The organism is Streptomyces sp. R41 (genome assembly GCF_041053055.1).
Classification (GTDB): domain Bacteria; phylum Actinomycetota; class Actinomycetes; order Streptomycetales; family Streptomycetaceae; genus Streptomyces.
Genome location: NZ_CP163443.1, coordinates 9413557 through 9440070 on the forward strand (window position 1 = coordinate 9413557; position 26514 = coordinate 9440070).

21 protein-coding genes and 2 pseudogenes are annotated in these 26514 nt (G+C 70.2%); 12 read left to right on the top strand and 11 right to left on the bottom strand.

The features are described 5' to 3' along the window. The first annotated feature begins 61 nt into the window (after positions 1-61). From AB5J53_RS42770 to AB5J53_RS42790, 5 genes are all read left to right on the top strand, one after another. Positions 62-733: a succinate dehydrogenase gene (locus tag AB5J53_RS42770; RefSeq protein ID WP_369252829.1), complete on the top strand. Its 672-nt coding sequence runs from the start codon at positions 62-64 to the stop codon at positions 731-733. Position 734: 1 nt separating this feature from the next. Then, entirely contained in the window at positions 735-2684 is a 1950-nt protein-coding gene (locus tag AB5J53_RS42775) for a fumarate reductase/succinate dehydrogenase flavoprotein subunit (RefSeq protein ID WP_369250965.1), read from the top strand. Further along, positions 2681-3430: a succinate dehydrogenase/fumarate reductase iron-sulfur subunit gene (locus AB5J53_RS42780; RefSeq protein ID WP_369250966.1), complete on the top strand. Its 750-nt coding sequence runs from the start codon at positions 2681-2683 to the stop codon at positions 3428-3430. Before AB5J53_RS42775 ends, AB5J53_RS42780 begins: the two co-directional genes overlap by 4 nt. 328 nt (positions 3431-3758) lie before the next feature. Beyond that, on the top strand, positions 3759-4529 hold the full coding sequence (locus AB5J53_RS42785) for a GNAT family N-acetyltransferase (RefSeq protein WP_369250967.1): 771 nt from the start codon (positions 3759-3761) through the stop codon (positions 4527-4529). Then, on the top strand, positions 4529-5500 hold the full coding sequence (locus AB5J53_RS42790) for a lysophospholipid acyltransferase family protein (RefSeq protein WP_369250968.1): 972 nt from the start codon (positions 4529-4531) through the stop codon (positions 5498-5500). The genes AB5J53_RS42785 and AB5J53_RS42790 overlap by 1 nt, the downstream gene beginning before the upstream one ends. Here AB5J53_RS42790 and AB5J53_RS42795 read toward each other — a convergent pair. The 6 genes from AB5J53_RS42795 to AB5J53_RS42820 all read right to left on the bottom strand — a co-directional run bounded on the left by AB5J53_RS42795 (position 5497) and on the right by AB5J53_RS42820 (position 13121). Further along, positions 5497-7851, bottom strand: coding sequence for an ATP-binding cassette domain-containing protein (locus AB5J53_RS42795; protein WP_369250969.1), 2355 nt, complete (start codon positions 7849-7851; stop codon positions 5497-5499). The genes AB5J53_RS42790 and AB5J53_RS42795 overlap by 4 nt on opposite strands. Positions 7852-7917: 66 nt before the next feature. Continuing rightward, positions 7918-8961 carry an LLM class flavin-dependent oxidoreductase gene (locus tag AB5J53_RS42800; protein WP_369250970.1) on the bottom strand — a complete coding sequence of 348 codons (1044 nt, stop codon included), beginning with the start codon at positions 8959-8961 and terminating at the stop codon, positions 7918-7920. Positions 8962-9138: 177 nt separating this feature from the next. Then, positions 9139-10476 carry a DUF3500 domain-containing protein gene (locus AB5J53_RS42805; protein WP_369250971.1) on the bottom strand — a complete coding sequence of 446 codons (1338 nt, stop codon included), beginning with the start codon at positions 10474-10476 and terminating at the stop codon, positions 9139-9141. A gap of 165 nt (positions 10477-10641) precedes the next feature. Further along, the gene (locus AB5J53_RS42810) at positions 10642-12147 is read right to left on the bottom strand and encodes an ATP-binding protein (protein WP_369250972.1); all 1506 of its coding nucleotides are present in this window, start codon (positions 12145-12147) and stop codon (positions 10642-10644) included. Beyond that, on the bottom strand, positions 12144-12869 hold the full coding sequence (locus AB5J53_RS42815) for a response regulator transcription factor (protein WP_369250973.1): 726 nt from the start codon (positions 12867-12869) through the stop codon (positions 12144-12146). The genes AB5J53_RS42810 and AB5J53_RS42815 overlap by 4 nt, the downstream gene beginning before the upstream one ends. A 123-nt stretch (positions 12870-12992) precedes the next feature. Continuing rightward, positions 12993-13121 carry a hypothetical protein gene (locus AB5J53_RS42820; protein WP_369250974.1) on the bottom strand — a complete coding sequence of 43 codons (129 nt, stop codon included), beginning with the start codon at positions 13119-13121 and terminating at the stop codon, positions 12993-12995. A 573-nt stretch (positions 13122-13694) separates the two neighbouring features. On the opposite strand from AB5J53_RS42820, the gene AB5J53_RS42825 reads away from it, so the two are divergent. The 5 genes and pseudogenes from AB5J53_RS42825 (at position 13695) to AB5J53_RS42845 (ending at position 18041) form a co-directional block, all read left to right on the top strand. Continuing rightward, a complete protein-coding gene (locus tag AB5J53_RS42825) occupies positions 13695-14468 on the top strand; it encodes a nuclear transport factor 2 family protein (RefSeq protein WP_369250975.1) in 774 nt (257 codons plus the stop codon). 79 nt (positions 14469-14547) lie between these two features. Next, entirely contained in the window at positions 14548-15516 is a 969-nt protein-coding gene (locus AB5J53_RS42830; RefSeq protein WP_369250976.1) for an aldo/keto reductase, read from the top strand. A gap of 38 nt (positions 15517-15554) precedes the next feature. Next, positions 15555-15749: pseudogene (locus AB5J53_RS42835) on the top strand (hypothetical protein); the annotation flags it as partial. A gap of 379 nt (positions 15750-16128) precedes the next feature. Continuing rightward, positions 16129-16764, top strand: a complete 636-nt coding sequence (locus tag AB5J53_RS42840) for a hypothetical protein (RefSeq protein WP_369250977.1) — start codon at positions 16129-16131, stop codon at positions 16762-16764. A 404-nt stretch (positions 16765-17168) separates the two neighbouring features. After that, entirely contained in the window at positions 17169-18041 is an 873-nt protein-coding gene (locus AB5J53_RS42845; protein ID WP_369250978.1) for a ricin-type beta-trefoil lectin domain protein, read from the top strand. Between the two features lie 4 nt (positions 18042-18045). On the opposite strand, the gene AB5J53_RS42850 is transcribed toward AB5J53_RS42845, so the two are convergent. The 3 genes from AB5J53_RS42850 to AB5J53_RS42860 form a co-directional block, all read right to left on the bottom strand. Beyond that, on the bottom strand, positions 18046-19293 hold the full coding sequence (locus tag AB5J53_RS42850) for a hypothetical protein (RefSeq protein ID WP_369250979.1): 1248 nt from the start codon (positions 19291-19293) through the stop codon (positions 18046-18048). A 307-nt stretch (positions 19294-19600) separates the two neighbouring features. Further along, positions 19601-20332: a DUF4232 domain-containing protein gene (locus AB5J53_RS42855; RefSeq protein ID WP_369250980.1), complete on the bottom strand. Its 732-nt coding sequence runs from the start codon at positions 20330-20332 to the stop codon at positions 19601-19603. A gap of 192 nt (positions 20333-20524) precedes the next feature. Next, positions 20525-21901, bottom strand: a complete 1377-nt coding sequence (locus AB5J53_RS42860; protein WP_369250981.1) for a serine/threonine-protein kinase — start codon at positions 21899-21901, stop codon at positions 20525-20527. Positions 21902-21947: 46 nt separating this feature from the next. Here AB5J53_RS42860 and AB5J53_RS42865 point away from each other — a divergent pair, with 46 nt between their 5' ends. Next, positions 21948-22499: an RNA polymerase sigma factor gene (locus tag AB5J53_RS42865; protein WP_369250982.1), complete on the top strand. Its 552-nt coding sequence runs from the start codon at positions 21948-21950 to the stop codon at positions 22497-22499. Between the two features lie 210 nt (positions 22500-22709). After that, positions 22710-23642 (top strand): annotated as a pseudogene (locus AB5J53_RS42870) (hydrolase); the annotation flags it as partial. 81 nt (positions 23643-23723) lie between these two features. Here AB5J53_RS42870 and AB5J53_RS42875 read toward each other — a convergent pair. Together AB5J53_RS42875 and AB5J53_RS42880 are read right to left on the bottom strand one after the other, a co-directional pair. Beyond that, on the bottom strand, positions 23724-25070 hold the full coding sequence (locus AB5J53_RS42875; protein ID WP_369250983.1) for a jacalin-like lectin: 1347 nt from the start codon (positions 25068-25070) through the stop codon (positions 23724-23726). Between the two features lie 29 nt (positions 25071-25099). Further along, a complete protein-coding gene (locus AB5J53_RS42880; protein WP_369250984.1) occupies positions 25100-26485 on the bottom strand; it encodes a glycoside hydrolase family 43 protein in 1386 nt (461 codons plus the stop codon). Between the last annotated feature and the right edge of the window lie 29 nt (positions 26486-26514).

Consider the following 26514-nt stretch of genomic DNA (forward strand, 5'->3'; position numbering starts at 1 on the left):
CCCTGGGGCCCTAACGTTCCGTGACATGGCTCTGGCAACGCGGACGGACCGACGGCCGTCCATGGCGCGCACCGTGTGGGACAGCTCCGTCGGCAAGAAGACCGTGATGGCCGTCAGCGGACTGATCATGGTGCTGTACCTGGTCGCCCACATGATCGGCAATCTGAAGATCTACTTCGGGGCGGGCGAGTTCGACCACTACGCGCACTGGCTGCGCACCGTGGGCGAACCCTTCATGCACTACGAGTGGACGCTGTGGCTCATCCGCGTGGTGCTGGTCGCCGCCGTCGTCGCGCACGCCGTCTCCGCGTACCAGCTCAGCCGGCGCGACATCAAGGCGCGCCCCAGCAAGTACGCCCACAAGAAGCCGCGGGCGAGCTACGCCACGCGCACCATGCGCTGGGGCGGCATCATCCTCGGCCTGTTCATCGTCTGGCACATCCTCGACCTGACGACCGGCACCGTGCACTCCGGCGGCTTCCAGGAGGGCCACCCGTACCAGAACGTCGTGGACACCTTCTCCACCTGGTACGGCAACGTCATCTACATCGTCGCGATGCTCGCGCTCGGCCTGCACATCCGGCACGGCTTCTGGAGCGCGGCACAGACCCTGGGCGCCGGCAGCCGCACCCGCGACCGCGCCCTCAAGACCGTGGCCAACGCCCTCGCGCTGGTGCTGACGGCGGGCTTCATCTCCGTACCCGTCGGTGTCATGACTGGAGTGGTGAGCTGACATGACCGCATACACCGAGTACGCGACCGGGGAGCCGGTCGTCGACGGCAAGGCCCCGGCCGGTCCGATCAACGAGCGCTGGGACACCCGCCGCTTCGAGGCCAAGCTGGTCAACCCCGCCAACCGCCGCAAGCACACGGTGATCGTCGTCGGCACCGGCCTGGCGGGCGGATCGGCCGGCGCCACGCTCGCCGAACAGGGCTACCACGTCGTCCAGTTCTGCTACCAGGACTCGCCCCGCCGCGCCCACTCGATCGCCGCGCAGGGCGGCATCAACGCGGCGAAGAACTACCGCAACGACGGCGACTCCATCCACCGGCTCTTCTACGACACCGTCAAGGGCGGCGACTTCAGGGCGCGCGAGTCGAACGTCCACCGGCTGGCGCAGATCTCGGTGGAGATCATCGACCAGTGCGTCGCGCAGGGCGTGCCCTTCGCCCGCGAGTACGGCGGTCTGCTCGACACCCGCTCCTTCGGCGGCGTCCAGGTGTCACGGACGTTCTACGCCCGAGGCCAGACGGGTCAGCAGCTCCTGCTCGGCGCCTACCAGGCGCTGTCCCGGCAGATCGCCGCTGGCAACATCGAGATGCACCCCCGGACCGAGATGCTCGACCTGATCGTGGTCGACGGGCGGGCGCGCGGCATCGTCGCCCGCGACCTGATCACCGGGAAGATCGACACGTACTACGCGGACGCGGTGGTCCTCGCCAGCGGCGGTTACGGCAACGTCTTCTACCTCTCGACGAACGCCATGAACTCCAACGCCACCGCGATCTGGCGGGCGCACCGGCGCGGTGCCTACTTCGCCAACCCCTGCTTCACCCAGATCCACCCCACCTGCATCCCGCGCACCGGCGACCACCAGTCCAAGCTCACCCTGATGAGCGAGTCGCTGCGCAACGACGGCCGTATCTGGGTGCCGAAGGCGAAGGGCGACACCCGCTCGGCGAACGAGATCCCCGAGGACGAGCGCGACTACTACCTGGAGCGCATCTACCCGTCCTTCGGCAACCTCGTGCCCCGCGACATCGCCTCCCGCGCCGCCAAGAACGTCTGCGACGAGGGCCGCGGTGTCGGCCCCGGCGGCCAGGGCGTCTACCTGGACTTCGCCGACGCCATCCGTCGCATGGGCAGGGCGAAGGTCGAGGAGAAGTACGGCAACCTCTTCGACATGTACGCGCGGATCACCGCCGAGGACCCGTACACGGTCCCGATGCGGATCTACCCCGCCGTGCACTACACGATGGGCGGACTGTGGGTCGACTACGACCTCCAGACCACCATCCCGGGCCTGTTCGCGATCGGCGAGGCCAACTTCTCGGACCACGGCGCGAACCGGCTGGGCGCCTCGGCCCTGATGCAGGGCCTGGCCGACGGCTACTTCGTCCTCCCGTCGACGATCAACGACTACCTCGCCCGCAACCCGCACCATGACGAGGTGACCGACGAACACCCCGTCGTCCAGGAGGTGTTGGCCGAGACCGAGGACCGGCTTCGGCTGCTCCTCGCCGTCGACGGCGACCGCACGCCCGACTCCTTCCACCGCGAAGTCGGCGAACTCATGTGGGAGTTCTGCGGCATGGCGCGTACGGAGACCGGGCTGCGCAAGGCACTTGAGCGCATCCCGCAGATCCGTGAGGAGTTCTGGCGGCGCATCAAAGTCCCGGGCACGGGCGAGGAGTTCAACCAGTCCCTGGAGAAGGCCAACCGCATCGTCGACTACCTCGAGCTCGCCGAACTCATGTGCCTCGACGCGCTGCACCGGGCCGAGTCCTGCGGCGGTCATTTCCGCGAGGAGTCCCAGACGCCGGACGGCGAAGCGGCCCGCAGGGACGAGGAGTTCTCGTACGCGGCCGCCTGGGAGTTCACCGCCACCGGCGACGCGCCCGTCCTGCACAAGGAAGACCTGGTCTTCCAGTACGTCCACCCCACTCAGCGGAGCTACGCATGAAGCTCACCCTGCGCGTCTGGCGGCAGAAGAACGCCGACGCCGACGGAGCGATGTCCACGTACGAGGTGGACGACATCTCGGCCGACATGTCCTTCCTGGAGATGCTCGACACCCTCAACGAGGAGCTCATCCTCAAGGGCGAGGACCCGGTCGCCTTCGACCACGACTGCCGTGAGGGCATCTGCGGCGCGTGCTCGCTCGTCATCAACGGCGACGCGCACGGGCCCGAGCGCACCACCACCTGCCAGCTGCACATGCGGTCCTTCCAGGACGGCGACACGATCGACATCGAGCCGTGGCGGGCTTCGGCCTTCCCTGTCGTGAAGGACCTGGTGGTGGACCGGTCGGCCTTCGACCGGATCATCCAGGCCGGCGGTTACATCACCGCCCCGACCGGCGCGGCGCCCGAGGCGCACGCGACGCCCGTGCCGAAGCCGGACGCGGACTTCGCCTTCGAGCACGCCGAGTGCATCGGCTGCGGGGCGTGTGTGGCGGCCTGCCCGAACGGGGCCGCCATGCTCTTCACCTCGGCGAAGATCAATCACCTGAACGTGCTGCCGCAGGGCGCGCCCGAGCGGGAGACCCGGGTGCTCGACATGGTGGCGCAGATGGACGAGGAGGGATTCGGCGGCTGCACCCTCACCGGGGAGTGCGCGACCGCCTGCCCGAAGGGCATCCCGCTGTTCTCCATCACCAGCATGAACAAGGAGTGGCTGCGGGCTACGCGTAAAGCGGGGAAGCGCTAGGGCGGTCTTGCAACTGCGGGCCGGATGGGGCTGGTCGCGCGGTTCCCCGCGCCCCTTCGGGGCGCTCCCGCCAGGCCCGTCTTTCAGGAAAACGTTCGCCGGGAAGGTGCGGACGGGCGGGACCGGTCGTGGTGCTCACTCCGGTCCCGCCAGGCACCCACGGCAGTCCCGGGGCCACGCCGATCCCCGGCATTCAACATCCCCACATCCCACCTCCTGGCCACGGTCACGTGCACGCCAACCGGCATCGGAAGAACAGGAGCGCACAGACCGCACCGACACGGTCTGCCGCCGCACCGCCGAACCGGCCCGTGACCAGGAGAGTGCCATGACCGGCGTTTCCACCCTCGACAGCCCCCCACAGCCCGTGGCCCCCACCCGCTACACCGTCACCCTCGCCCGCGACGAGGCCGACGTGCGGGCAGCCCAGCGGCTGCGGCACGACGTCTTCGCGGGGGAGATGGGAGCCCTCCTGTCCACCCCGCAGCCGGGCCTCGACATCGACCCCTTCGACGCGTACTGCGACCACCTGCTGGTCCGCGACACGGTGAGCGACCAGGTCGTCGGCACCTACCGGCTGCTGCCGCCGGAGCGTGCCGCGATCGCCGGACGGCTGTACTCGGAGGGCGAGTTCGACCTCGGCCCGCTGGCCGGAATCCGCTCCGGGCTGGTCGAGGTGGGCCGTTCCTGCGTGCACCCCGATCACCGCGACGGCGCGGTCATCGGGCTCATCTGGGCCGGGATAGCGCGGTACATGGTCGACGGCGGCCACGAGTGGCTCGCGGGCTGCTGCTCGATCCCGCTGGCCGACGGCGGCGCGCTCGCTGCCGGGACCTGGGACCGCGTCCAGGCGAAGCACCTGGCGCCCGAGGAGTACCGCGTACGGCCGCTGCTGCCCTGGAGCGCGGAGGGCGTCGCCCGCCCCGCGCGGACGGAGCTGCCCCCGCTGCTGCGCGGCTACCTCCGGCTCGGCGCCTGGGTGTGCGGCCAGCCGGCCCACGACGCCGACTTCGGTGTCGCCGACCTGTACGTGCTGCTGTCGATGCGCCGGGTCAACCCGCGCTATCTGCGGCACTTCCTCTCGCTCGTCCCGGCCTGATGAGCGCCCCTCGTACCGGAGCGCCCCGTCTGTCCGTCATACGCCGCCCCCGCTTCGGCGGGGCGGCGCTGCCCGGCCGGCGCGGGGTTGTCCTCGCGGACTCCGCGACGGTGTCCCCGGCGCCGCGTCCCGTCGCGGCTCGCCCCGCCCCGCCGACCAGCGCGTGGCTGCCCACCGCGCCCTGCTCTCCGCACAGCTGTGTGGATTCCACGGCGTCCTGGGCCGCCGTGCCGCGCGCCACGGCGCGGCTCGTCTCGGTCCTGGTGCTGGTCCTCGTCGGCGTCGCACTGACCCCGCTCGTCGGACGGCTGCGGGCGAGGACGCGTGACCGGTGGATCCGTCGCTGGTGCCGGTCCGTGGTGAGCGCCGCCGGCGTACGGGTGCGGTTCACCGGGGCCGCCGCGCCCACCGGGGGACTGCTGATCGTCGCCAACCACATCTCGTGGCTGGACATCCCCCTGCTCGCCGCCGTCCGCCCGGCGCGGATGCTCGCCAAGACCGAGGTCCGCGGCTGGCCCGTGGCCGGCCCGCTGGCCGCCCGCGGAGGCACCCTGTTCATCGAGCGCGACCGGCTCCGCGCCCTGCCCGGCACGGTGGGGCGGATCGCGGACGCCCTGCGCGACGGGGCAGCCGTCGTCGCCTTCCCCGAGGGCAGCACCTGGTGCGGCCGGGCCCAGGGACACTTCCGGCGGGCCGTCTTCCAGGCCGCGCTCGACGCCGACGTGCCCGTCCAGCCCGTGCGCATCCACTACCGGCTCGCGGACGGCACGGCGAGCACCGCGCCCGCGTTCGTCGGGAGTGACTCGCTGCTCGCTTCCGTGTGGCGGGTCGTATCGGCCGACGCGCTCGTCGCGGAGGTGCAGGTGCTGCCCGTGCTCGCGCCGGGCGATCACACCGACCGGCGCGGTCTCGCCCGTGCCGCGCAGGGAGGGCGGCACGCGCAGGGCGACCCGCACATCATGTGCGCCTAGGGGGCCTCAGGGAGCGCGCGGGCGAGATACGGGGCCGTCGTGCTGCCCTGCGCCCGCGCCACCTCGCCCGGAGGTCCCGCCGCGACGATCCGCCCGCCCGCGTCGCCGCCGCCCGGGCCCAGGTCGATCACCCAGTCGGCGCCCGCGACGACGGTCATGTCGTGCTCGACGACCACGACGGTGTGGCCGGCGTCGACCAGACCGTGCAGCTGGCGCATCAGCACCTCGACATCGGCCGGGTGCAGCCCCGTCGTCGGCTCGTCGAGCAGATAGAGGGTGTGCCCGCGGCGTGTCCGCTGCAACTCGCTGGCCAGCTTGATGCGTTGTGCCTCGCCGCCGGACAACTCCGTGGCGGGCTGGCCGAGTCGCAGATAGCCGAGGCCCACGTCGAGGAGCGTGGTGAGGCTACGCGCGACGGCCGGGGTGTCCGTCTCGGCGAAGAACCGCGCCGCCGCCTCCACCGTCAGGTCCAGGACCTGCGCGATGTTCCGTCCCCGGTACGTCACTTCGAGCGTCTCGGGGTTGTAGCGCGCCCCGCCGCAGTCCGGGCACGGCGCATAGGTGCTGGGCAGGAACAGCAGCTCCACGCTGACGAATCCCTCACCTTGACAGGTCTCGCAGCGACCGCCGGCGACGTTGAAGGAGAATCGTCCGACGCCGTAGCCGCGCCGCCGCGCCTCGTCCGTCGCGGCGAAGACCTTGCGCACGACGTCGAAGAGCCCGGTGTACGTCGCCAGGTTCGAGCGCGGGGTACGGCCGATGGGCTTCTGGTCGACGGAGACGAGCCGTCCGACACCCGTCAGGTCCTCCGTCACCTCGCCGATCAGTGTGGACTTGCCGGAGCCGGAGACGCCGGTCACCGCGGTGAACACACCGAGCGGGAACTCGGCGGTGACCCCGCGCAGGTTGTGCCGGGTGACCGGCCCGATCTTCAACTGACCGCCCGGCGACCGGACTTCGCGTACCGGAGCGGGGGAGCGGTCGAAGAGGAAGCGTGCCGTGGCCGACTCCTCGACCGCGGCCAGCTCCGCCACCGGACCACTGTGCAGTACCCGCCCGCCGTGCTCCCCGGCGCGCGGCCCGACGTCGACGAGCCAGTCGGCGCCGCGCACGACATCGAGATGGTGCTCGACGACGAACACCGAGTTCCCCGCCGACTTCAGCCGCTCCAGGACCGTGAGCGAGGCCTCCGTGTCCGCCGGGTGCAGTCCGGCGGACGGCTCGTCCAGCACGTACACGACCCCGAAGAGCCCGGAGCGCAGCTGCGTTGCCAGGCGCAGCCGTTGGAGTTCGCCCGCGGAGAGCGTCGGGGCCGCCCGGTCCAGGCTGAGATAGCCGAGGCCGAGCTCGACGACGGGCGCGATACGGGACGTGAGATCGTCGGTGAGCACCCGGGCGGCCTCGGTAGTCCCGTGCGGCATACGGGCCAGCTCCGCCAACGGCGACGCGGCCAGCTCAGCGATGTTCCGTCCCGCGAACGTCACCGCCAGCGCCTCCGGACGCAGCCGGCTGCCGCCGCACAGCGGACAGGGAGCGCTGGTGAGAAACCGCTCGGCCTTGGCCCGGAGCGTCGGGCTCTTCGTGTCGGAGAAGGTCTTCATGACATAGCGCCGTGCACTCATGTACGTGCCCTGGTAAGGGCGTTGGATCCGCTCGGCGTCTCGCACCGGATGCACGGTGACCACCGGCTGCTCGTCCGTGAAGAGGATCCACTCCCGTTCCTCGGCGGGCAGCTCGCGCCAGGGCCGGTCCACGTCGTACCCGAGCGTGTCGAGGATGTCCCGCAGGTTCTTGCCCTGCCAGGCACCCGGCCACGCGGCGATCGCCCCCGCACGGATCGACAGCGCCGGATCCGGTACCAGCAACTCCTCCGTCGTACGGTGCACTTGGCCGAGCCCATGGCACTCGGGGCAGGCCCCGGCCGTCGTATTGGGCGAGAACGCGTCCGAGTCCAGCCGCTCGGCGCCCTCGGGATAGTCGCCCGCCCGCGAGAACAGCATCCGCAGTGAGTTGGAGAGATTGGTGACCGTCCCGACGGACGAGCGCGAGGTCGGCGACGAGCGGCGCTGCTGAAGCGAGACCGCGGGCGGCAGCCCGGTGATCTCCCCGACCTTCGGCGCCCCTACTTGGTGGATCAGCCGCCGCGCGTACGGGGCGACCGACTCGAAGTAGCGCCGCTGCGCCTCCGCGTAGATCGTCCCGAAGGCCAGCGAGGACTTTCCGGAGCCGGAGACGCCGGTGAAGACCGCGAGGACGTCACGCGGGATGTCGACGTCCACGCCCTGGAGGTTGTGCTCACGGGCTCCCCGGACGCGGACGTACGAGTCGTGGGGGCCGTGGGGGCTGGGCATCGGCGGGACTCCTGTGGGCGGCCTGGGGCCTGGACATCGGTGGGGCTCGGGGCAAACCCCACGATTCTAGGTCGTGGTCAGTCCCGCGACCCGGGCGAGTCCGCGGAAGGAGTTCAGCAGGGCGTCCCGGTCGTACGTACTGGTCGTGACCAGCACCTCCTGGGCGCCGGTCTCCTTGATCAGCGTCTCCAGCTCGTGGGCGACCTGGTCCTCGGTGCCCACGATGTGGCCGGCCAGGCCGGACTCGTAGAGGCCGCGCTCCTTGGCGGTCATGGTGAGGGCCTCGACGCGCTCGGCGGGCGGCAGCGGCGGGAACGTGCCGTGCGTGCGGGAGTACGCCATCGACCAGGCCTCCGGGAGCAGCAGACGGCGCGCCTCCTCGGGGCTCGCGGCGACCGCGACGGTGCCGGAGACGACGACGTACGGCTCCCGTGCCCAGACCGACGGGCGGAAGGTCGCCCGGTAGTGGTCGATGCCGCGCCGCATCTTCTCCCGGTTCCTGAGGTCCCCGATGACCATCGGCAGACCGGCCCGAGCCGCGATCGTGGCACCCTCGCCCAGGGCCAGCACGAAGGGCGGCACGGTCAGGCCTTCCGTGGGGCGCGCGTGCACGCCGGTCGGCGATGTGCCGCGGAACCAGCCGAGGAGTTCGTCGAGCTGGGCCGCGAAGTCCTCGGCGTCGTCCTTGTCCCGTCCGAGCGCACTGCGCACACCGTCGGTGAAGCCGACGGAACGGCCCAGGCCCATGTCGATCCGCCCCGGAAACAGGGACTCCAGCACACCGAACTGCTCGGCCACGACGAGGGGTTGGTGGTTCGGCAGCATCACACCGCCGGTGCCGACCCGGATCGACCGCGTGGCGGCGGCGACCGCGGCGGCCAGCACGGTGGGCGCGGACCCGGCGACGCCGGGAACACCATGGTGCTCGGAGACCCAGATCCGGTGGTAGCCGAGCTTCTCCAGATCCTGGGCCAGCCGTACGGTGTCGCGCAGGGCCTCGGTCACCTGGTGCCCCTCGCGGGTGCGCGAGCGGTCGAGTACGGAGAACCGCGTCGCTTCCACTCGGGAGCCCTGCGCCTGGTGGGGATCGCGATTCCGCTGGTTCGACATGGCTGCTCCGGAAGGACGGGTCTCTGACGTCTCAGCCGTCAACGTCTGGATGCCTCTGTGGCTTCCATGATCCGCGTGGCTTCCGGGACGGGCAAGGCAATCATGATCGCCGCGACGTGCGGCCCTCCGCTCTCGCCCACGCCGAGGGCCGCACCCGGACGGGTGCGGCCCTCGCGATCAGTGGTGGTGAGGTGACGTCAGGTAGTGCTGTCGCAGGAGCTCCCTCCCGTAGTCGTTGCCGTTCGGCGTGCGGATGATGGAGTGGACGTGCTTCTGGGTCGCGCCGCTGCCCCGCGTGGCGCCGTACGCGCCCGCGAGCGGGCCGGGGGCCTGGCAGTCGACCTCGACCCAGACGACCGGGCTGTGCACCCGGACGTAGAAGGCGGAGTCCTCGGCGATGCCGCCCGCCCAGGTCACGTAGGTGTCGTCGAGGTACTTGCGCACCTCCGCCATCCGCACCTCGGCGACATCCGCCTTGCCGCGGCTGACGAAGGCCTCGACGATGCCGAGGAGCTTCTTCTTCTGGGTGCCGTTCAGGACATCGCCGCGAATGCCCGTGTACTCCTGGACCGTGTTGTCGGAGAAGGCACCCGCCTTCATCGACTCGTCGGACTTGGTCGAGGACGCGATGGCGACCTTCCGCTGGGCCTCCGTCAGGGAGTTGATGAAGGCGAGGCCGGCCACGACCTCCTCGTGGCAGACCGTGACGGTCTCGCCGTCGATCTCCATCGAGGTCGGCTCGGAGCCCCAGAAGCAGGGGCTCATGACGACCTGGTCGCCGAGCACGAAGTAGTTGATGACCAGATGGTGGCCGTCGAACTGGAAGCCCCAGGGCTCGGTGGCCGACGGGGTGCCCATCAGCGTCCAGTAGTAGGCGTCCTCGTTGAAGGCGGTGGTGTTGTTGATCGCCTCGCCCGCCGCCTGGTTGATCCTGCGGATCTTCTCGGTGGTCTCCAGGCCGTCCGCGCTGAGCGCCGACTTCAACAGGGCGGTACCCAGAGTCTTCTGATCATCCGTCATGTTCGCGAGTGTGACGCCCTGGCGCGCGTAGGAGTCGACGTTGCTCCACAGCCGCCACTCGGTGGAGTGGACGGTGAACTGCGTCGCGGTCTTCTGGGTGTCGGTGAGGCCGGCCAGGAAGGCGTTCGCGGCGGCGATCACGGGCGCGGTCGCGACACCGGTGGAGTGGATCGTGTAGAGGTCGTCGATCCGCTTGCCGTCGGTGGTCAGCCCGAAGAAGTCCTCGGTGATCGACTGGTTGCCGGGACCGCCGGTGCCGCCGCCGGGGCCGCCGGGGGCGCCGCTCGGGGAGGCGGACGCCGAGGCGTCGGCGGTGCCGGTGGTGTCGTCGGCGAGCGCGGCCCAAGCGCCCGCGCCGCCCATGGTCGCGACCGCTGTGGCGCCGCTGGCGAAGAAGACCTTGCGCATGAAGTTGCGGCGGCTCGCGTGCGCCCGGCGGCTGGTCTGCGACTGCTCCTGAGGCGCTGCGGTGTCCCCGTTGTCGAGCTCGGTCATCGTCGCTGGCTCCCTTCGTCATGGGCACGTCCACTTCGGACGGCCGCGCGGGGACGACTCTGGCGCAGCAAGCTGATTCGAAACTGAATCGGGCTTCCAGGGACAGCGAAATCAAGGGCAGAGAACCGCGCGGAACGTACGTGACCTGCGCGTCTGTGAGATCGCTCAGAGTTTCTGGGCGCCGATGGCCGACCGCCGGCCGGGTACCGGAGCGGGCGGCTCGGCGGAGCCGGCGGGAGGCAGCTCGATGCTGAACTCCGTGCGCCCGGGCTCGCTCACGACGCTGAGGCGGCCGCCGTGCGCGGACGTGATCGCGGTGGCGATGGCCAGCCCCAGACCGGTGCCGGCCTCCTTGCCGGGGGCGCGGGAGCGCGAGGCGTCGGCTCTGGTGAAGCGTTCGAAGACCGTGGGCAGGAGCTCCTGCGGGATGCCGGGGCCGTCGTCGCGTACGCGGATGACGCACTGCTCGTCCGTGGCCTCGACGGAGGCGGTGACCGTGGTGCCGGCAGGTGTGTGCACACGCGCGTTGGCCAGCAGATTGGACACCACCTGGTGCAGTCGCGCCTTGTCGCCGGTGACCACTGCCGGTGCGTCGAGGAGCAGCGCCAGCTGCCAGCCGTGGGTCTGGCCGACGGCCCGCGCGTCCCAGACCGCCTCGGCGACCAGGGACGTGAGATCCACCTCGGCGGATCGCAGGGGACGCCCCTCGTCGAGCCGGGCGAGCAGCAGCAGATCCTCCACCAGGCCGGTCATGCGCGCCGAATCGGCGGAGACGCGGCCCCAGGCGAGGGTGGGATCGATCTTGTCGGTGCCGCGATGCATCAGCTCCGCGTACGCGGTGATCGACGAGAGCGGCGTACGCAGTTCGTGGCTCGCGTCGGCCAGGAAGCGGCGCATGCGTTCCTCGGTGCGCTGGCGCTGCGCGAGCGAGGTCTCGACGTGGTCGATCATGCGGTTGAGCGCGGCACCGACCTGGCCCGCCTCGGTGCCGGGGTCGGTGTCGTGGCCGGGCACGCGGGTGAGGCCGGTGACCTCACCGTGTCCCAGAGGCGCGTGGGACACCTCCACCGCGGTGGCGGCGACCCGGCCGAGGGGGCGCAGCTGACGCCGTATGACCACGGCGCAGACACAGCCCGCGACGGTGAGCCCGACGCCCGACACGACGGCCTCGAGCAGGACCAGGTTGCCGATCATGTGCTGTACGTGGTCCATGGGCATCCCGCTGAGCACAGGGACGCCGTCACCACTGATGGCGGTCAAGCGGTAGGTGCCGAGCCCGGGGATGTCCCGGGTGTGCAAGGAGCCGTCGGTGGTGATGCCCTCGAGGGCGGCGCGCTGGGCGGCGGTGAGGACCCGCTGGCTGCCGTCCTCGGTCACGACTTCCGCCGCGATGACGGCACCGTCGTCGTCGAAGCGGGCGGCCAGCGTGCCGATGGGCTGGCCGCGCTCGTTCAGGAACCCGAGGTCCGTGGCACTTCCCGTACGGCGCTGCAGTCCGCCCTGGCTCCGCGCGGCGGCGTCGGTGACCCGCTGGTCCAGGTTGCCGAGCAGGTAGGCGCGTTGGGCGTAGATGGTGGTGAGTGCCATGGCGGCGCACACCACGACGAGGGTGAGGCCGATGAAGAGCAGCAGACGGGTCCGCAGCGAGCGCCCCCGCGGCCGGGGTCTCATCCGCCCTGCTCCACCGGCCTGATGGCGTACCCCATCCTGCGCATCGTGCGGATCATCGGCGCCCGCCCTTTGTCGATCTTCCGGCGCAGATTGGAGATGTAGGCCTCCACGAGGTTTCCTCCGGCGTCGAAGGAGCTGCTCCAGACGTGGTCGAGGATCTGCGCCTTGCTCAGTACCTGCCGCGGGTGGCTCATGAGCATCCAGAGCAGGTCGAACTCCTTGGCGGTGAGTTCGATGGGCGTACCGTCGCGGTGCGCTTCCCTGGTCTTCTCGCTCAGGACAAGATCCCCGAGGGTCAGCACGCAGCCGTCGGCCTTCGCGTCCTCGACGCCGGCCCGGCGCAGCAGCCCGCGCAGCCGCAGGACGACCTCTTCCAGGGAGAACGGTTTGGTCACGTAGTCGTCCGCGCCCGCCGAAAGTCCCTCGATGCGGTGCTCCAGCGCGTCCCGGGCGGTGAGCATGAGGACGGGCAGCTTCGGGTCCTCGTACCGCAGTCGCCGCAGCACCTGCACGCCGTCCAGGCCGGGCAGCATCCCGTCGAGGACGACGGCGTGCGGGGCGCAGCCGCGGGCGACGCGCAGCGCGCTCTCCCCGTCGGCCGCCGGGTAGGGCCGCCAGCCCGCCTCGGCGACGGCCACGGACAACACCTCGACGAGCCCCGGTTCGTCATCGACGATCAGCACGCGGATCAGGTCCTCATGGATCCCAGAAGTGCCAGGCATGCGTCAACCGTGTCGTAGCCGGTTAAGGGAGTGCTGTGGCGTGGCTGAGGGTGGACTGTGGGCTCGGGGCGGAGGGGGCCGCCCGCGGGCGCGGGCCGGAACGGGCGACGCCGTCGGGACCGGTTACGACGTGCAGACGTTCTTCAGTGCGTCGGCCGCGTCGTTGATCTTGCTGGCGTCAGGGTCGGTGTCGCCGTTCAGGACGGCCTTGTTGTAGTCCGCGATCGCCTTGTCGAGGTCGTCGACCGCCATGCTGACCTTGCCGTCGTCGCTGTTGTCGCCGATCTTGTCGAGGTTCTTGTCGATGGTTTCGATGGACTCGTCGGTCCGCGAAGGATCGTTCGCCGCGTCCAGGCCGGCCTCATGGATTGCCTTGAGGCTGTCGGCGATCGTGTCGGCGTTCGGCAGTCAGTCCAGCGAGTCGTCGACGTTGTCGCATCCGCTGGCGAGTCCCGCGGTGAGCGCGACGGCGGCCACGGCGGTGGCGATGGCTGCGGTACGGCGTCCGCGTCGGCGGTTCACGGCCATGAAAGGGTCCTCACATCGGGGCGGCGGGTAGATCGAAGATCTGGCGCGATCTCCGCCCACTACGATCCCGTCGCGCGCTCGCCGCAACGAGGGAGTGAGCCCCCGAATCCGTGGTGCAGCCTGCTGCACCACGGGACCGCCCGTTCGGCGGTCAGCCGGTCTGACCGGCGCGGAAGTCTCCCGGGAGCCGCCGGCCCCGGGCTCGGGACCCCCGGGCGTACGCCGCTGAGGTCGCGCCCCGCTCCGTACGGGCACACGATGCGAAGACGAACCACCGCACACTTCTCTGGAGCCCCCATGGTCTGGATCCCGCAGATCACCGACCTCGTCGACCGAATCGGCGCCGCCGACCTCGCCGCCGCCCTGCGCGACCCGATCGCGGCCACCGTCCCCGTCGCACTCGACGACCCGGAAGCCGGCCGTATCAGCGGCGTGGTCGTGCTCGCCGCCTGGCTCGCCGAGCAGGAGAAATGGCGCGCGGAACACCGGGTGGACATCGAGCCGGTCGCCACCACGTTCACCGAGAAACGGGCCGTGGGCGAATGGGTCGCGCACGTGAGCGGCCCGGACGGCAAGCGCGTCGGGCTCCCCGTCGCCGTCGCCGTGGAGCCGGCGTCCACGCTGCCTGTGCGGATCTACCACTCCCGGTGGCCGCTGCTCGGCCATCACGTCGTACGCCCCCCGATGCTGCCGTACGACCCGGACGCGCACGCCTCGGACGTGGTGGGCGCCTACAAGGCGGCCCTCGGCGCGGGCGACGTGGCCGGCGTCGTCGCCACCTTCGCGGCCGACGGCTACTTCCGCGAGCCGTCCGGCGACGCCTACCGATACGTCGGCACCTCGGTGCTGTCCGACTTCTACAAGGGCTTCTTCTCCGCGGGCGGCGGCATCCCGCTCAAGCTGTGCACCGTCACCGAGGACGGCACCCGCAGCGCGTTCGAGTACATCTGCGACCGCTGGGGCGACGCAGACCTGCCGCCGCAGGCGGGCCTGGCCGTCTACACGCGGGGCGGTGACGGCCTGATCACGGCCGCGCATGTGTATGACGACGTGGAAGGCCCCGTGGAGTAGGGCTTCGTGCCGCCCGTCGCGGGCAAGGATCAAGTCGTCGGAGTGCCCGACCACACCGCCAGCGAGAGCAGGAGAGAGCATGCAGTACGTGAAGCTCGGTTCGACGGGCCTGGACGTCTCCCGGATCTGCCTGGGCTGCATGAGTTTCGGCCTTCCCGACCGAGGCGTCCACGAGTGGACCCTCGACGAAGAGGCGTCACGGCCGTTGATCCGCCAGGCGCTGGAGGCCGGGATCAACTTTTTGGACACGGCGAACGTGTACTCCGACGGCACCAGCGAGGAGATCGTCGGCCGGGTGCTCGCCGACCTCACCCGCCGCGACGAGATCGTCATCGCCACCAAGGTGAACGGCGCGATGCACGACGGTCCCAACGGGCGGGGCCTGTCCCGCAAGGCGATCATGACGGAGATCGACAACAGCCTGCGCCGACTGGGCACCGACTACGTCGACCTCTACCAGATCCACCGCTTCGACCCCGCCACTCCCGTCGAGGAGACGATGGGGGCCCTGCACGACGTGGTGAAGGCGGGCAAGGCCCGTTACATCGGGGCGAGTTCGATGTACGCCTGGCAGTTCTCCAAGGCCCAGTACACGGCCCGGCTGAACGGCTGGACGCGGTTCGTCTCCATGCAGAACCACTACAACCTCCTCTATCGCGAGGAGGAGCGCGAGATGCTGCCGCTCTGCGCCGACCAGGGTGTCGGTGTACTGCCCTGGAGCCCGCTCGCCCGCGGCCGTCTCACCCGTGACTGGGACACCGTGACGACGCGCAGCCGGACGGACGAGTTCGGCAAGAACCTCTACCAGGAGGGCGACCGCGAGATCGTCGACGCCGTGGCCCGTATCGCCGCCGAGCGCGAGGTGACGCGCGCGCAGGTCGCCCTCGCGTGGCTGCTGCATCAGAGCACCGTCAGCGCGCCCATCGTCGGCGCCACCAAGCCGCACCACGTTGAGGACGCGGTCGGCTCCCTCGCGCTGGAGTTGACGGACAAGGAGATCGAGGAGCTGGAGCAGCCGTACACACCTCGGGCGATCAGCGGTCACTGATCCGCCGGAGGGGCTTTCAGAAGCAGGACGACAGGGGCAGCCACGGCTGCGTCGGCCTGCACGACACCCAGGGCGCGAAGGACACCGGCACGCCGGCCTACTGGTTCTACGAGAACTCCCTCATCGGTGACGTGGTGGAGGTGGTCGACTCCCACGACGAAACCGTGTCGCCGGACAACGGCCTGGGCGGCTGGAACATGAGCTGGGAGGAATGGCGGGCGGGAAGCGCGCTCGGTGGACCGGACGAGAGCGCTCCCAATGTGGTGAGTTCGGTAGCGGTTCGTGGGGGCGGCGAGATTCCGAATTTCATTTGCGAGCGCCTGGCTGACGTTCAGTCAATATCAAGGCGCCCGAGGCGAAAAGGAAAAAGGCGAGATCGCTTGTTCCGGCTCCGTGCCCTGTGCAAAGGTGTGGCCTGTCGGCGTGCAGACAAACGTTCAACTTCCTTCTGTGCGCATACGGTGCGCCCGTTCGTCCCTCGCTCCAAAAGAGCTGCCTGAGGTGGTCGTTCGCGGCGCAACCCCCCATGGGTAGGCCCTCCGGTTCGTCGGGCGGTCTACATACCCATTGGTATGGACTAATTCCTGTGTTGCCTTTGGGAGGAAAGCGGACGTGAATGACGCAGCCCTGTCTCATTCCCCAGCGGCCCCCGCTCGCTTGTTCGAGGTCTCGGATGAGCGGCTCGCGGCAGACCTCAAGAACAGCCCGGGGAACACGCCCGCGCACTATCCCGTCGGAGAACTCCTGGACCGCCACTGGGAAGCGGTCTTCTCTTACGCACGCCTGTGCACCCACGGTGTGCGTCCTGCCGGAATGCTCACCACGGCCTCATTCACCCGACTGTTCGGGGAATCGCTGCGGCAGACCGGGCCGACGTCGGCCTGGCGACCGCAACTGCTGGTCACCGTCCGCCGCATAGCCGCCGAGTGGCTCATGGACCAGCGGCGCGAGCTCCTCCATACCGAACTGCTCGCCGGTTCGGACCGCGAGGACCGGGCCGCGGCGCGACTGCTTCCGCCGGAGCGCAGACGCCTGCTGTCCCGGGCGTTCCAGCGGCTCCCCGAGCCCGCCCGCTGCCTGCTGTGGCACGCGGAGGCCGAGGCCGAGCAACTGGAGGTGCCCTCCGCCCTGTTGGGCCGCGCCGTCGAGGACGCCCCGACAGAACTGAGACGGGCCCGCGAACGCCTGCGCGAGGGCTGCCTGGAGATCCATCGTGAACTGGCCCCCGAGCAGGAGTGCCGCCGCTAGAACCGCATGCTGGACGTGTCACTGAGGCGCGGCGGTGTCGACCTCGACCCCGATCTGCGGCGTCATATGGCCAGATGCGCACACTGCCGCTACGCCGCGGACCAGTTGAACCAGTTCAACGGCCCACTCGCCCTGGCGCTGGCCGAAGCCGTGCTCGGCTGGAATGCCCGTGCCTACCTCGAATCCCGTCCGGGGCGCGCCACCGCCATCGTGGAGGTGACGGAACCGCCCGAGGCCCCTGAGGGCTCGACGTCCGAACCGGCCGACGCGCACGGAGAGTTCCCCCTCGAACCGCGTCGCGCTCTCCGGCGGCCGCCTCCCGCCCGCCGACACACAGGGCGACGACGCACAAGGCCCCCCGGCGCGCCCCGCGCCGCCGCAACGTCGCACTCGGCGTGCTGACCGTGAGCACACTCATCCTGGTCCCGCTCGTCCTGTGGGCGGCCGGTTCGAGCTCCGACGGCGAGGGCGGCACGTCCGACGGCGCAGGCTCCTCGGAAGCGCCGAGCGCTGGCCCGAGCACGGTGCCCGGCGCGAACCCGTCCTGGATCGGGACCGGTGACCCGGCGAACGGCACCGTGCGAGGCAGGCTGCGCAACGCCGCGACCGGGCTGTGCATCGGCATCGTCGGCAAGAAGCCGGTGAAGGGCGCGGAGACCCAACTCGCCCCGTGCACCTCGAAGTCGGCCCAGCAATGGTCGTACGAGGCGGACGGGCTGCTGCGCGACGTGGCCGACCCCGACCTCTGCCTCGACTCCCACCTGGGCTACTCGGTCCAACTGGCCCCCTGCTCGGGCGAGTCGCAGCCAGGCACCAAGAACATGCGCTACGACTTCACCCTGCAGGGCACCCTGGTGCCGCGCTGGAACCAGGACCTGGCTCTCGCACCCGCCTCCGCCAAGGGCGAGGCGGCGCTCGTCCTCAAACTCCGCAAGGACGAGCCGGCCCAGCGCTGGACCCTCGACACCTCCTCGCCCTCGCTCCAGCTGGAGGTGGTCAATTGGGACTCCACCCGTGCATCGACGGCGCCCGCTGCCCCGGCCCCTTCCCAGCCCTCGAAACCGCCGTCGCCGACCGCCACGCACAAACCTTCGGTGACGCCGTCCACACCGTGGCCGACTCCGTCGTCCACTTCTCCGGCGTACGACTACTGCTACTACCCCTATTACTACTGCCCGGGAGACGGGCAGTACGGCTATGGCTCCGGCTATGGCTATGGCTATGGCTATGGGTACGGCGGTTACGGATACGGGGGAGGCCAAGGAGGCCACCGGTGAGTGGTCAGGACCCGGCGGCGCCCGACGGCGAAGCGGCCGTGCCCAGGAATTCCGCCCAGCCGCCGAGCGGCGACTGTCCGGGGGTCAGCGTGCGCAGCTTCCGCAGGACCGCCGGATCCTGAGCCTCCAGCCACTCCACGAGCTGCCGGAAAGAGACCATCCGTACGTCGTCGTAGGCGGCGATCCGCTCGACGGTCTCCTCGACGGCGTCCATGTAAATACCGCCGTTCCACCGCTCGAAGTGGTTGCCGACGAAGAAGGGCGCGCGATTGCTCTCATAGGCGCGGCGGAATCCGGCGAGGTAGGTGTCGCGGGCCTGGGCGCGCCAGGTGTCGTACTGGGCGCGGTCGCCGAGGGAGTTCGCGTTCGACTGGTTGGCCATCATGTTGTAGTCCATCGACAGGACCTGGAAGGAGTGGCCGGAGAAGGGAATCGACTGGAGCGGGAAATCCCAGATCCGGCCGCCCTGCACCTTGCCGGGCCACATCTGGAGGCCGCCGGGAGAGCTGGCGTCGTATTTCCAGCCGAGTTCGGCGGCGGTGGGCAGCAGAGCGGACTGGCCCTCCAGGCACGGGGTGCGGCCGCCGATCAGTTCCTTGCGATAGTCGAAGGGGAGCGGATCGAGGTCGGTGAAGCCGGTGTTGGTCTTCCATTCGGTGACGAAGCGCGTCGCCTGGTCGATCTCGCTGCGCCACTCGGCGGAGGACCAGCGGCGGACCCCGTTCGCGCCGCAGAAGTGACCGTTGAAGTGGGTGCCTATCTCGTGGCCCTCCAGCCAGGCCGCGCGCACCTGCTGAAGGGTGGCGTGGATGTGCCGGTCGGCGAGGTAGCCGATCGCGGACGCGCCGACGGGGTGCTGCGGCGGACTGTAGAGGTGCTTCTTCGACTCGGGCAGGGTGTAGATGCCGCTGAGGAAGAACGTCATCGAGGCGCCGTGGTCGGCGGCCACCTTGCGGAAGCGGGAGAACAGTTGGTTGCTGAGTTCACCCGCGCCGTCCCAGGAGAAGACCACGAACTGCGGCGGGCGCTCGCCCGGCTTCAGCCGCTCCGCCTTCGGCTGCCTGGGCTGGGCGCCGGTGTCGGCGGTGGATCCGTCGCCGATCGGCTTGGTGGGCCGGGCCTGCGCCGTGGGCTTCCCTTCCGCACTGTCGCCCCCTACTGACCAGCCCTGGGCGGAGCAGGCGGAGAGCGCGCCCAGGGCGCCCGCCGAAGCCGTCGCCGTCAGCAGCCGCCTGCGTGAGATGCCGCTCATGATCGTTCCCCAGTTCCTCGGTCCTCGGCACGGCTGCGGCCGGGCGGCCGGAGCTCGCGTCCCCGTCGGCGCGCCGCCCTGCGGGGGCACGTCGACCGTTTGGATGGGCGGGAGTTCCGGAAAAGATCGCGGGAATCGGGACGTGTTGCTGTTCCGTGACAAACCGCCGCCGACTTGCGCGGCCGTCGCTCCGCACGTGCGAAACAGCCCCGCCGACCTGCGCGGCCATCGCTCCGCACGCACGAAAGAGCCCCGCCGGCCTGCGGGAACAGGCGGCGGGGCGGGGGAGTACGGGGAGCGCGATCGGTCAGGTGCCGGTGCCCGCGCGGACGACCGTCAAGGACACCGAGGAAGCGTTGCCGGAGACCGGCACCTTGCCCTGCGTCCACTTCACCTTGAGCGAGTCCTTCTCGTCGGGCGGCGTGACGAGGAGCGAGGCGGGCGTCGCCGTATGGGCCCCGCTGATCTCCGGGTTGGAGAACGTGAGGCCTGCCCACGCGCTCTGCCCGGGCGCCAGCGTGACCGTGGTCGGCGTGCCCGAGGAACGCTGCGGATCGGGGCCCAGCTGCTTGCCGGACGCGTCGATGAACGCCGCTCCCGGGTAGCCGCGCACAGTGCAGGTGCGCCCTGAGCTGTTGGTCAGGACGATGGGGAAGTTCTCCTGCCCCGCGCCCGGGTCGTTGTTCCCGACCGACGCGCGCAGTTCGGAGGTGTGGCAGCGGGTGCCGGTCGAGCCGCTCCCGGACGACGCGGAGGCCGATCCCGACGTCGTACCGGAACCGGTCGTGGCGGGACTTCCGGTCGTGTCGGCCGTGGGACTCGAACCGGCGTCCGTGGTCCGGTCACCGGAGGCCGGCTCCGCTGTGCCGGGCAGCTTCTGCGGCGTGTTGTGCGGGGTGTCGGTACCGCAGGCGGTGAGCAGGCCCAGCAGCGCGATGCCCGCGAGCAGCGCCGCCCGCCGGGCGGGAGTCGAAGTGCGGGGTGCGGGAACCGGGCCGAGCCGGTCCGTGTCCGCCGCGCCGCGCCGGAAGGTCGCCATGTCACCACTCCTTGAGAATCACCGCACGCGTCCTGACGCGTGCGCACGGCGCGTTGTGCCCCGTCATCACTCTCCGATGCACCGGAGCACGGAAAGGTTCGCGGGACCTGCGGACAAGTTTCGCCGGACACGCCCCAACTGCTCAGGCCCCGACCCGTACGGCTCCTCAGGCCCGGACCTGTACAGCTCTCGTCAGGCCCCGACCCGTACGGTGCCGAGGACGCGGTCGGTTGCGTCGTCGCCGCCGTCCTGGCGGATCTGCACGTACACCTGAGGCTGCTCGGCGCCGCCCGCCGGAGTGAGCCCCGCCTCCGTGAGGGAACCGTCGCTGCCCGGGCAGCCGTTCCAGATCCGTATCAGACCGTGCCAGTGCGCACCCTTGTAGGTGCGGCTGCCGTCGTAGTGGCATCCGGTGTGCGCGATCGCGCGGACCTCGGCCGTGAGGTCGCCGTGCTCGCTCAGGCCGATGAAGACTCCGTTGACACGCGAGCCGAGGTCCTGCCACTTCGCGAGGTCGTCCGCGACCGCCAGACCGGGTTCCTTCGTGTCCGTCAGGCCCAGGGTGTGCGGATTCCATCCGGAGTCGCGCAGCTGGTGGCCCCACGCGGCGGGTACCTCGGCCGTGACCCGCCCGGTGCTGTCCTCGACCCGGACGGTCTTCGCGGTGGGCCCGCGCGTCACGATCGCGGCGGTGACGCCGATGGCCCCGGCCACGACGGCGGCGGCCAACACCGTGATCACCGCCCACCGACGCCGCCGAGGAGCTCTCGGAGCGCCGCCGAGTTCGGCCAGTCGCTCCAGCTCCACGGCGAAACCGGCCGCCGTGGGCCAGCGCCGCTCCCGGTCGGGTTCCATGGCGCGCAGCAACGCCCGCTGGACGTCGGGGACCAGGTCCGTACGGAGCCGGTCGGGCCGTACGACCTTTCCGGGCGGGCCGGGGACCGAGCCGGTGATCAGGTGGTAGCCGAGGGCGCCCAGGCTGTACACATCGGCCCGCGCGTCGATCCCGGAGCCGGGCTCGGCCTGCTCGGGCGGCGTGTATCCGGCGGAACCCGCCGCCATGGTGAGCCCGGACGCCTGGGCCAGGCTCTTGGCCAGGCCGAGGTCCGCCAACAGCACACGGTCAAAGCCGCCGGGCGAGGTGCGCAGCAGCACGTTGGACGGCTTGATGTCCCGGTGCACGATGCCGGCCTCGTGCAGCGCGGCCGCGCCCCGGGCCGCGAGGGCCGTCAGCCGCAGGGCCTCCGCCACCGGCAGCGGTCCGGCCTCGACCCGGTCGGCGAGGGTGCCCCCGTCGGCGTACTCCATGACGAAGTACGGCCTGCCGTCCGGCAGTTCACCGATGTCGTACACCTGGACGACCCGGTTGGAGTCGGCGCGGCGCAGCAGCCGTGCCTCGGAGAGGAAGCGCTCCCGGATGTCCAGGTGGTCGACCCAGTTCTCGGACAGCACCTTCACCGCGACGGTCGCCTCCAGCACGTCGTCGTGGGCGAGCCAGACCACGCCGAAGCCGCCCGCGCCCAGGCGCCGGTCCAGACGGTAGCGGCCGATCCGCTCCAGGGAGTGCATGCGACTATCATGCCTGGCCTCCGATCTATACCGAGGGGAGCACCCAGTGCAGGACGCGGCGGAGACCGAGGAACTCGCTCTACGCGCGGCCGCCGGTGACGAGGCGGCGCTGAACGCGCTGCTGCAGAAGATCCAGCCCGAGGTCGTACGGCGCTGCGGACGCTTCCTGCCCTGCCGTGAGGACGCCGAGGAGGCGGCCCAGGACGTGCTGCTCCAGGTGGCCCGGAAGGTCACCGCGTTCGAGGGCCGCAGCCGCTTCAGCACCTGGCTGTACACGGTGGTCGCCAACTGCGCCCGCCAGAAGTACCGCGAGCTGAAGCGGCACGCGGCCGAGCAGCCGGTCGCCATCGACGCGTCGCAGCATGTCGATCCGCGCACCACGAGCGTCATCGCCGGTTCCCGGGTCGACCTCCTGGAGGCGCTGGAGCGTCTGGAGCGTGAACACCCGCATCTGGTGGCGCCGTTGGTCTACCGGGACATCTGCCAGCTGGAGTACGCGGAGGTGGCCGAGCGGGTCGGTATCCCGCTCGGCACGCTCAAGTCCCGCCTGCACGAGGCGCGCAAGCAGGTCCGGCCCTGGCTGGCCGACGCATCCTGACGAGTCGTCAACTCGTGCTTTTCTTGTGAGAGTTGTGTCGCAGGGTAAGACTTCCCTGAGAAGTCCCGGGAGGGTCTCCCGGCTGCCGTGATCTTGTGTGTACCGTCCACCCTTGTGTTGAACGGCAGTTGTTCAACGGCCGTTCTACGCGCGCAGATCGGCGCCCGCACCGCCTGTTCCCCCGTCCCCCCACCCATGGAGGAATGTCGGATGCTCACCCCCACGAAGCCCCGCCACAGACTCGCCACCGCGCTCACCGCGCTCGGCGTCCTGCTCACCGGAGCTGCTCTCCAGACGTCCACCGCGTCCCCCGCCCACGCGGCGACCACGCACCGCATCCTGTTCGACAACGCCCATGCCGAGACGGCGGGCAACGCCGACTGGATCATCTCCACCAGCCAGCCCGACCCGCTCGGCCAGGACTCCTCCCCGTCCGCCGAGACCGACTGGACCGGCGCGCTGTCCTCGTGGGGCGTGGCCCTGCAGAAGACCGGCAACTACAGCCTCAAGACGCTGCCCTCGGGCTCCAGCCTCACCTACGGCGGCTCCGCCGCGACGGACCTGTCGAACTTCGACGAGCTGGTGCTGCCCGAGCCCAACACGCTCTTCACCACCGCCGAGAAGACCGCGATCATGACGTTCGTGAAGAACGGCGGCGGCCTGTTCATGATCTCCGACCACACCGGCGCCGACCGCAACAACGACGGCGAGGACGCGGTCGAGATCCTCAACGACCTGATGACCAACAACAGCGTCGACAGCACCGACCCGTTCGGCTTCTCCATCGACTCGCTGAGCATCAGCTCCGACTACCCGAGCGCCATCAGCGACAGCACCAACCCGGTCCTGCACGGCTCGTTCGGCACCGTCACCAAGAGCCTCATCGCCAGCGGTACGACGGCCACGCTCAAGCCCGCCGACAACTCGGCCGTCAAGGGCCTGCTCTACCGGACCGGTTACTCGGGCAACACCGGAGCGTTCTTCGCCACCAGCACCTTCGGCAGCGGCAAGGTCGCCTTCTGGGGCGACAGCTCGCCGATCGACGACGGCACCGGCCAGTCCGGCAACACGCTGTACGACGGCTGGAACGACACCGGCGCCACCAACGCGGCCCTCGCGCTCAACGCCACCGAATGGCTCTCCTCGTAGGCGAGTTGGGCTCATGAGTCCTTGCGCCGCTGTGTCCTCGGACACGGCGGCGCAAGGGTCTCTTGGCCGGTCGGGTCAGCGCTGGGTGTAGATGAAGCCGATCTTGTCGACCTCGTCACCGGCGCGGCCGTGGAAGCCGGCGATCTGCCAGCCGGACGGCGCGGTGCGGGTCACGCAGTCCGAGGTCGTCGTGCCGCCCGCCAGGGTGCGGCCCAGGTTGGTGCCGAACTTCGCGTAGAAGATCCGGGTGTGGCTGTCCTTCACGCCCTGGCACAGCTGTGCGGAGGTGACGTACTCGCCGCTGTCGAGGGTGAGGGACGAGGCGGTGCCGCCCGTGCCCCCGTGCGCAAGCGTCGTGCCGTTGCTCAGCGTCAGCCCCATCTGGTCGACGCGCGAACCGCTGTGCAGCGAGACGGTGGTGGCGCGGGCACCGGCCGGCACGCTGTCGATGTCGTTGAAGTAGCCCCCGTGCGGGCCGCCGAACTGGTCGCTGAGCTGGAAGGCGGAGTTGCGTGACCAGGTGAAGCCGACGGTGATCGGGTCGTGGTCGGAGAGCATGAGCCCCTCGGAGTTCAGGAACTTGGCGTGCTCGTTGTTGTACGAGGTCGCGTTGAGCGTCACCAGCTTGCTGCCGCGGTAGAGGACCTTGTCGACGACCTCGCAGGTGTTGGGCACGGTGGCGCCGGTCTGGTCGCACACCAGCGCGTCGCTGCCCTTGGCGGGCGGGGTGCCGCCGCGGATGAGCTTGACCCAGGAGTCGGTGAGGCCGTTGGCGGAGGCGAACTCGGCGATCGTGTCCCCGGACCGGGTGTAGCGGGTGTTGGTGTCACCCATCACCACCACGGCGTTGCCCGCCGAGTGGGTGCCGATGAACGAGGTCAACTGGGCGAGGTTGGCGGCGCGCGCCGCCAGGTCGCCGGCGTTGGTGCCGGCGTTGGTGTGCAGGTTGTAGAAGTCCACGTACACGCCCTCGGCCAGGCGCTCTCGCATGAAGCTGAAGCCCTTGGGGGTCAGACAGTCGCCCGAGTCCACCTGGCAGTCGTTCCAGCCCACGCGCTCGAAGTCGTCACCGTCCCAGGCGTAATTGGAGACGGTGTTGAGACCGCTGCCTATGCCCGCGCCGCCGCTGGTCGCGGTGCGGTAGGGGTGGGTGTCCGTGGAGTACAGGTACGCGTGGTAGTTGAAGTCCTCCTGGACGTTGACGATGTCGTACGGGGCGATACGCCGGCCGATCTCGGTGGTGCTGGTGTCCCGCGGCGTCGAGGCGCTGGACAGCGACTCCGGCAGTCCGGCGACGTTGTAGCTGAGCACACTGAAGGAGCCCGAGTCGGCGGCGGCCGCGGCCGGAGCGGCCACCGTGAGCCCGCCGACAGCGGCCGTTGCCGCTGCCAGACAGGCGAGAACTCTGCGGAGAGGTGACATGGGGGGTGTCTCCTGGGGGCGAGGGGAGGTCAGTAACCGACCGAGAACGTGGCGTCGGCCTTGTCGGTGCTGGTGGAGATGGGATCGATGCGCAGCACGTAGTTTGCGTGCCGGATGTAACGGTCCGGGTTGTTGTAGGAGCGGAAGGATGACCACGAGGTGTCGGCCAGACCCGCCGTCCGGTAGAACGTGGCGTCCTGTGCGAACGTCGTCGTGCCGTCGCTGACGTCCAGTTGCAGCTGGTAGTTGTAGTGCCGCAGATAGCGGGTCGGGTAGTTGACCGACTGGAGGGACACTCCCGCGCTGTCGGCGAGACCCGGCACGAGCTTCCACTCGGAGTCGGTGTACGGGTCGAAGGGGTACTCGTCGATTCTGCCGACGTAGTTGGAGTGGCGGACGTAACGCGCGGGATAGTTGTAGGACTTGATCCGGTTCCAGGCCGGAGCGCCCCACTTCGCGAGAAGGTTGTTGTACTCGGTCGTCGTGATCGCCTGGATGGTGGCGTGCTTGGAGTTCACCGGCTGCGTGTACAGGCGCTGATCGACCGCGGTCCAGGTGCCGGCGGCGAGATTGGTGCTCTGCCAGGCGTAGAAGACGCCGTTGGGCGTGTAGGTGTCTCCCCAGAGGTACCAGGTGCTTGACGTCTGGGACTTCACGAGGATCGGGGCCTCAGTGCCGCCGTGCGAGACCGGCGTGCTGAACACGGTGAAGCTGCCCGGGTCCAGGGTGGTGGACCTGGCGCCCACCAGCGTCTGGTCCTTCTTGAAGTACAGGTAGTTGACCCCGCTGACGCCGACGGCCAGGTCGCCGTCGATGACGTCGTAGCCGGGGTCGAAGAAGACCTGCGCGGTCGACGCCGTCACGAAGTCGGTGGTGTAGTTCACCATGATGACGTTGTGGCCAGTGGAGTTGACGGCCGAGTAGATGATCCCGTACTGCCCGCGGCCGGCGTCCCAGAAAGCCTCCGGCGCCCAGCTGTGGGTGGCCATGTCGTGCAGCTTCAGCCGGCGGTAGCCGGTGAAGGAGCGCAGGTCGGCGGAGTCCCAGACGTGGATGTACTGGCTCTGCAGGCTCCAGTCGGTGCCCTTGAGGTCGGTGGCGAGCACCACGAACGTGCCGTCCTGCTTGCGCAGGATGAACGGGTCACGCAGGCCGCCGGTGCCTCCGGTCGGGGTCACGACGGGGTTGTTCTGGTTCAGCGGGGTCCACTGGAGCGAGTCGGTGCTGACGGCCAGATGGAGGCCGTAGTCGGAGCCGTTGCCGTTCGGCGACTCCGTGAAGTAGCCCATCACGTACGAGGTTGGCGTCGCGGCGCGGGCGGACGGGGCGCCGAGGCTCAAGCCGGCGGTGAGGGCGGCCATCGCCCCCAATACGCCCCGGCGGGACGGCTGCAGCGGGCCGGGTCGGTCGCTCATCGGATCTCCTTCTCTCTGGCGGGTGGCGG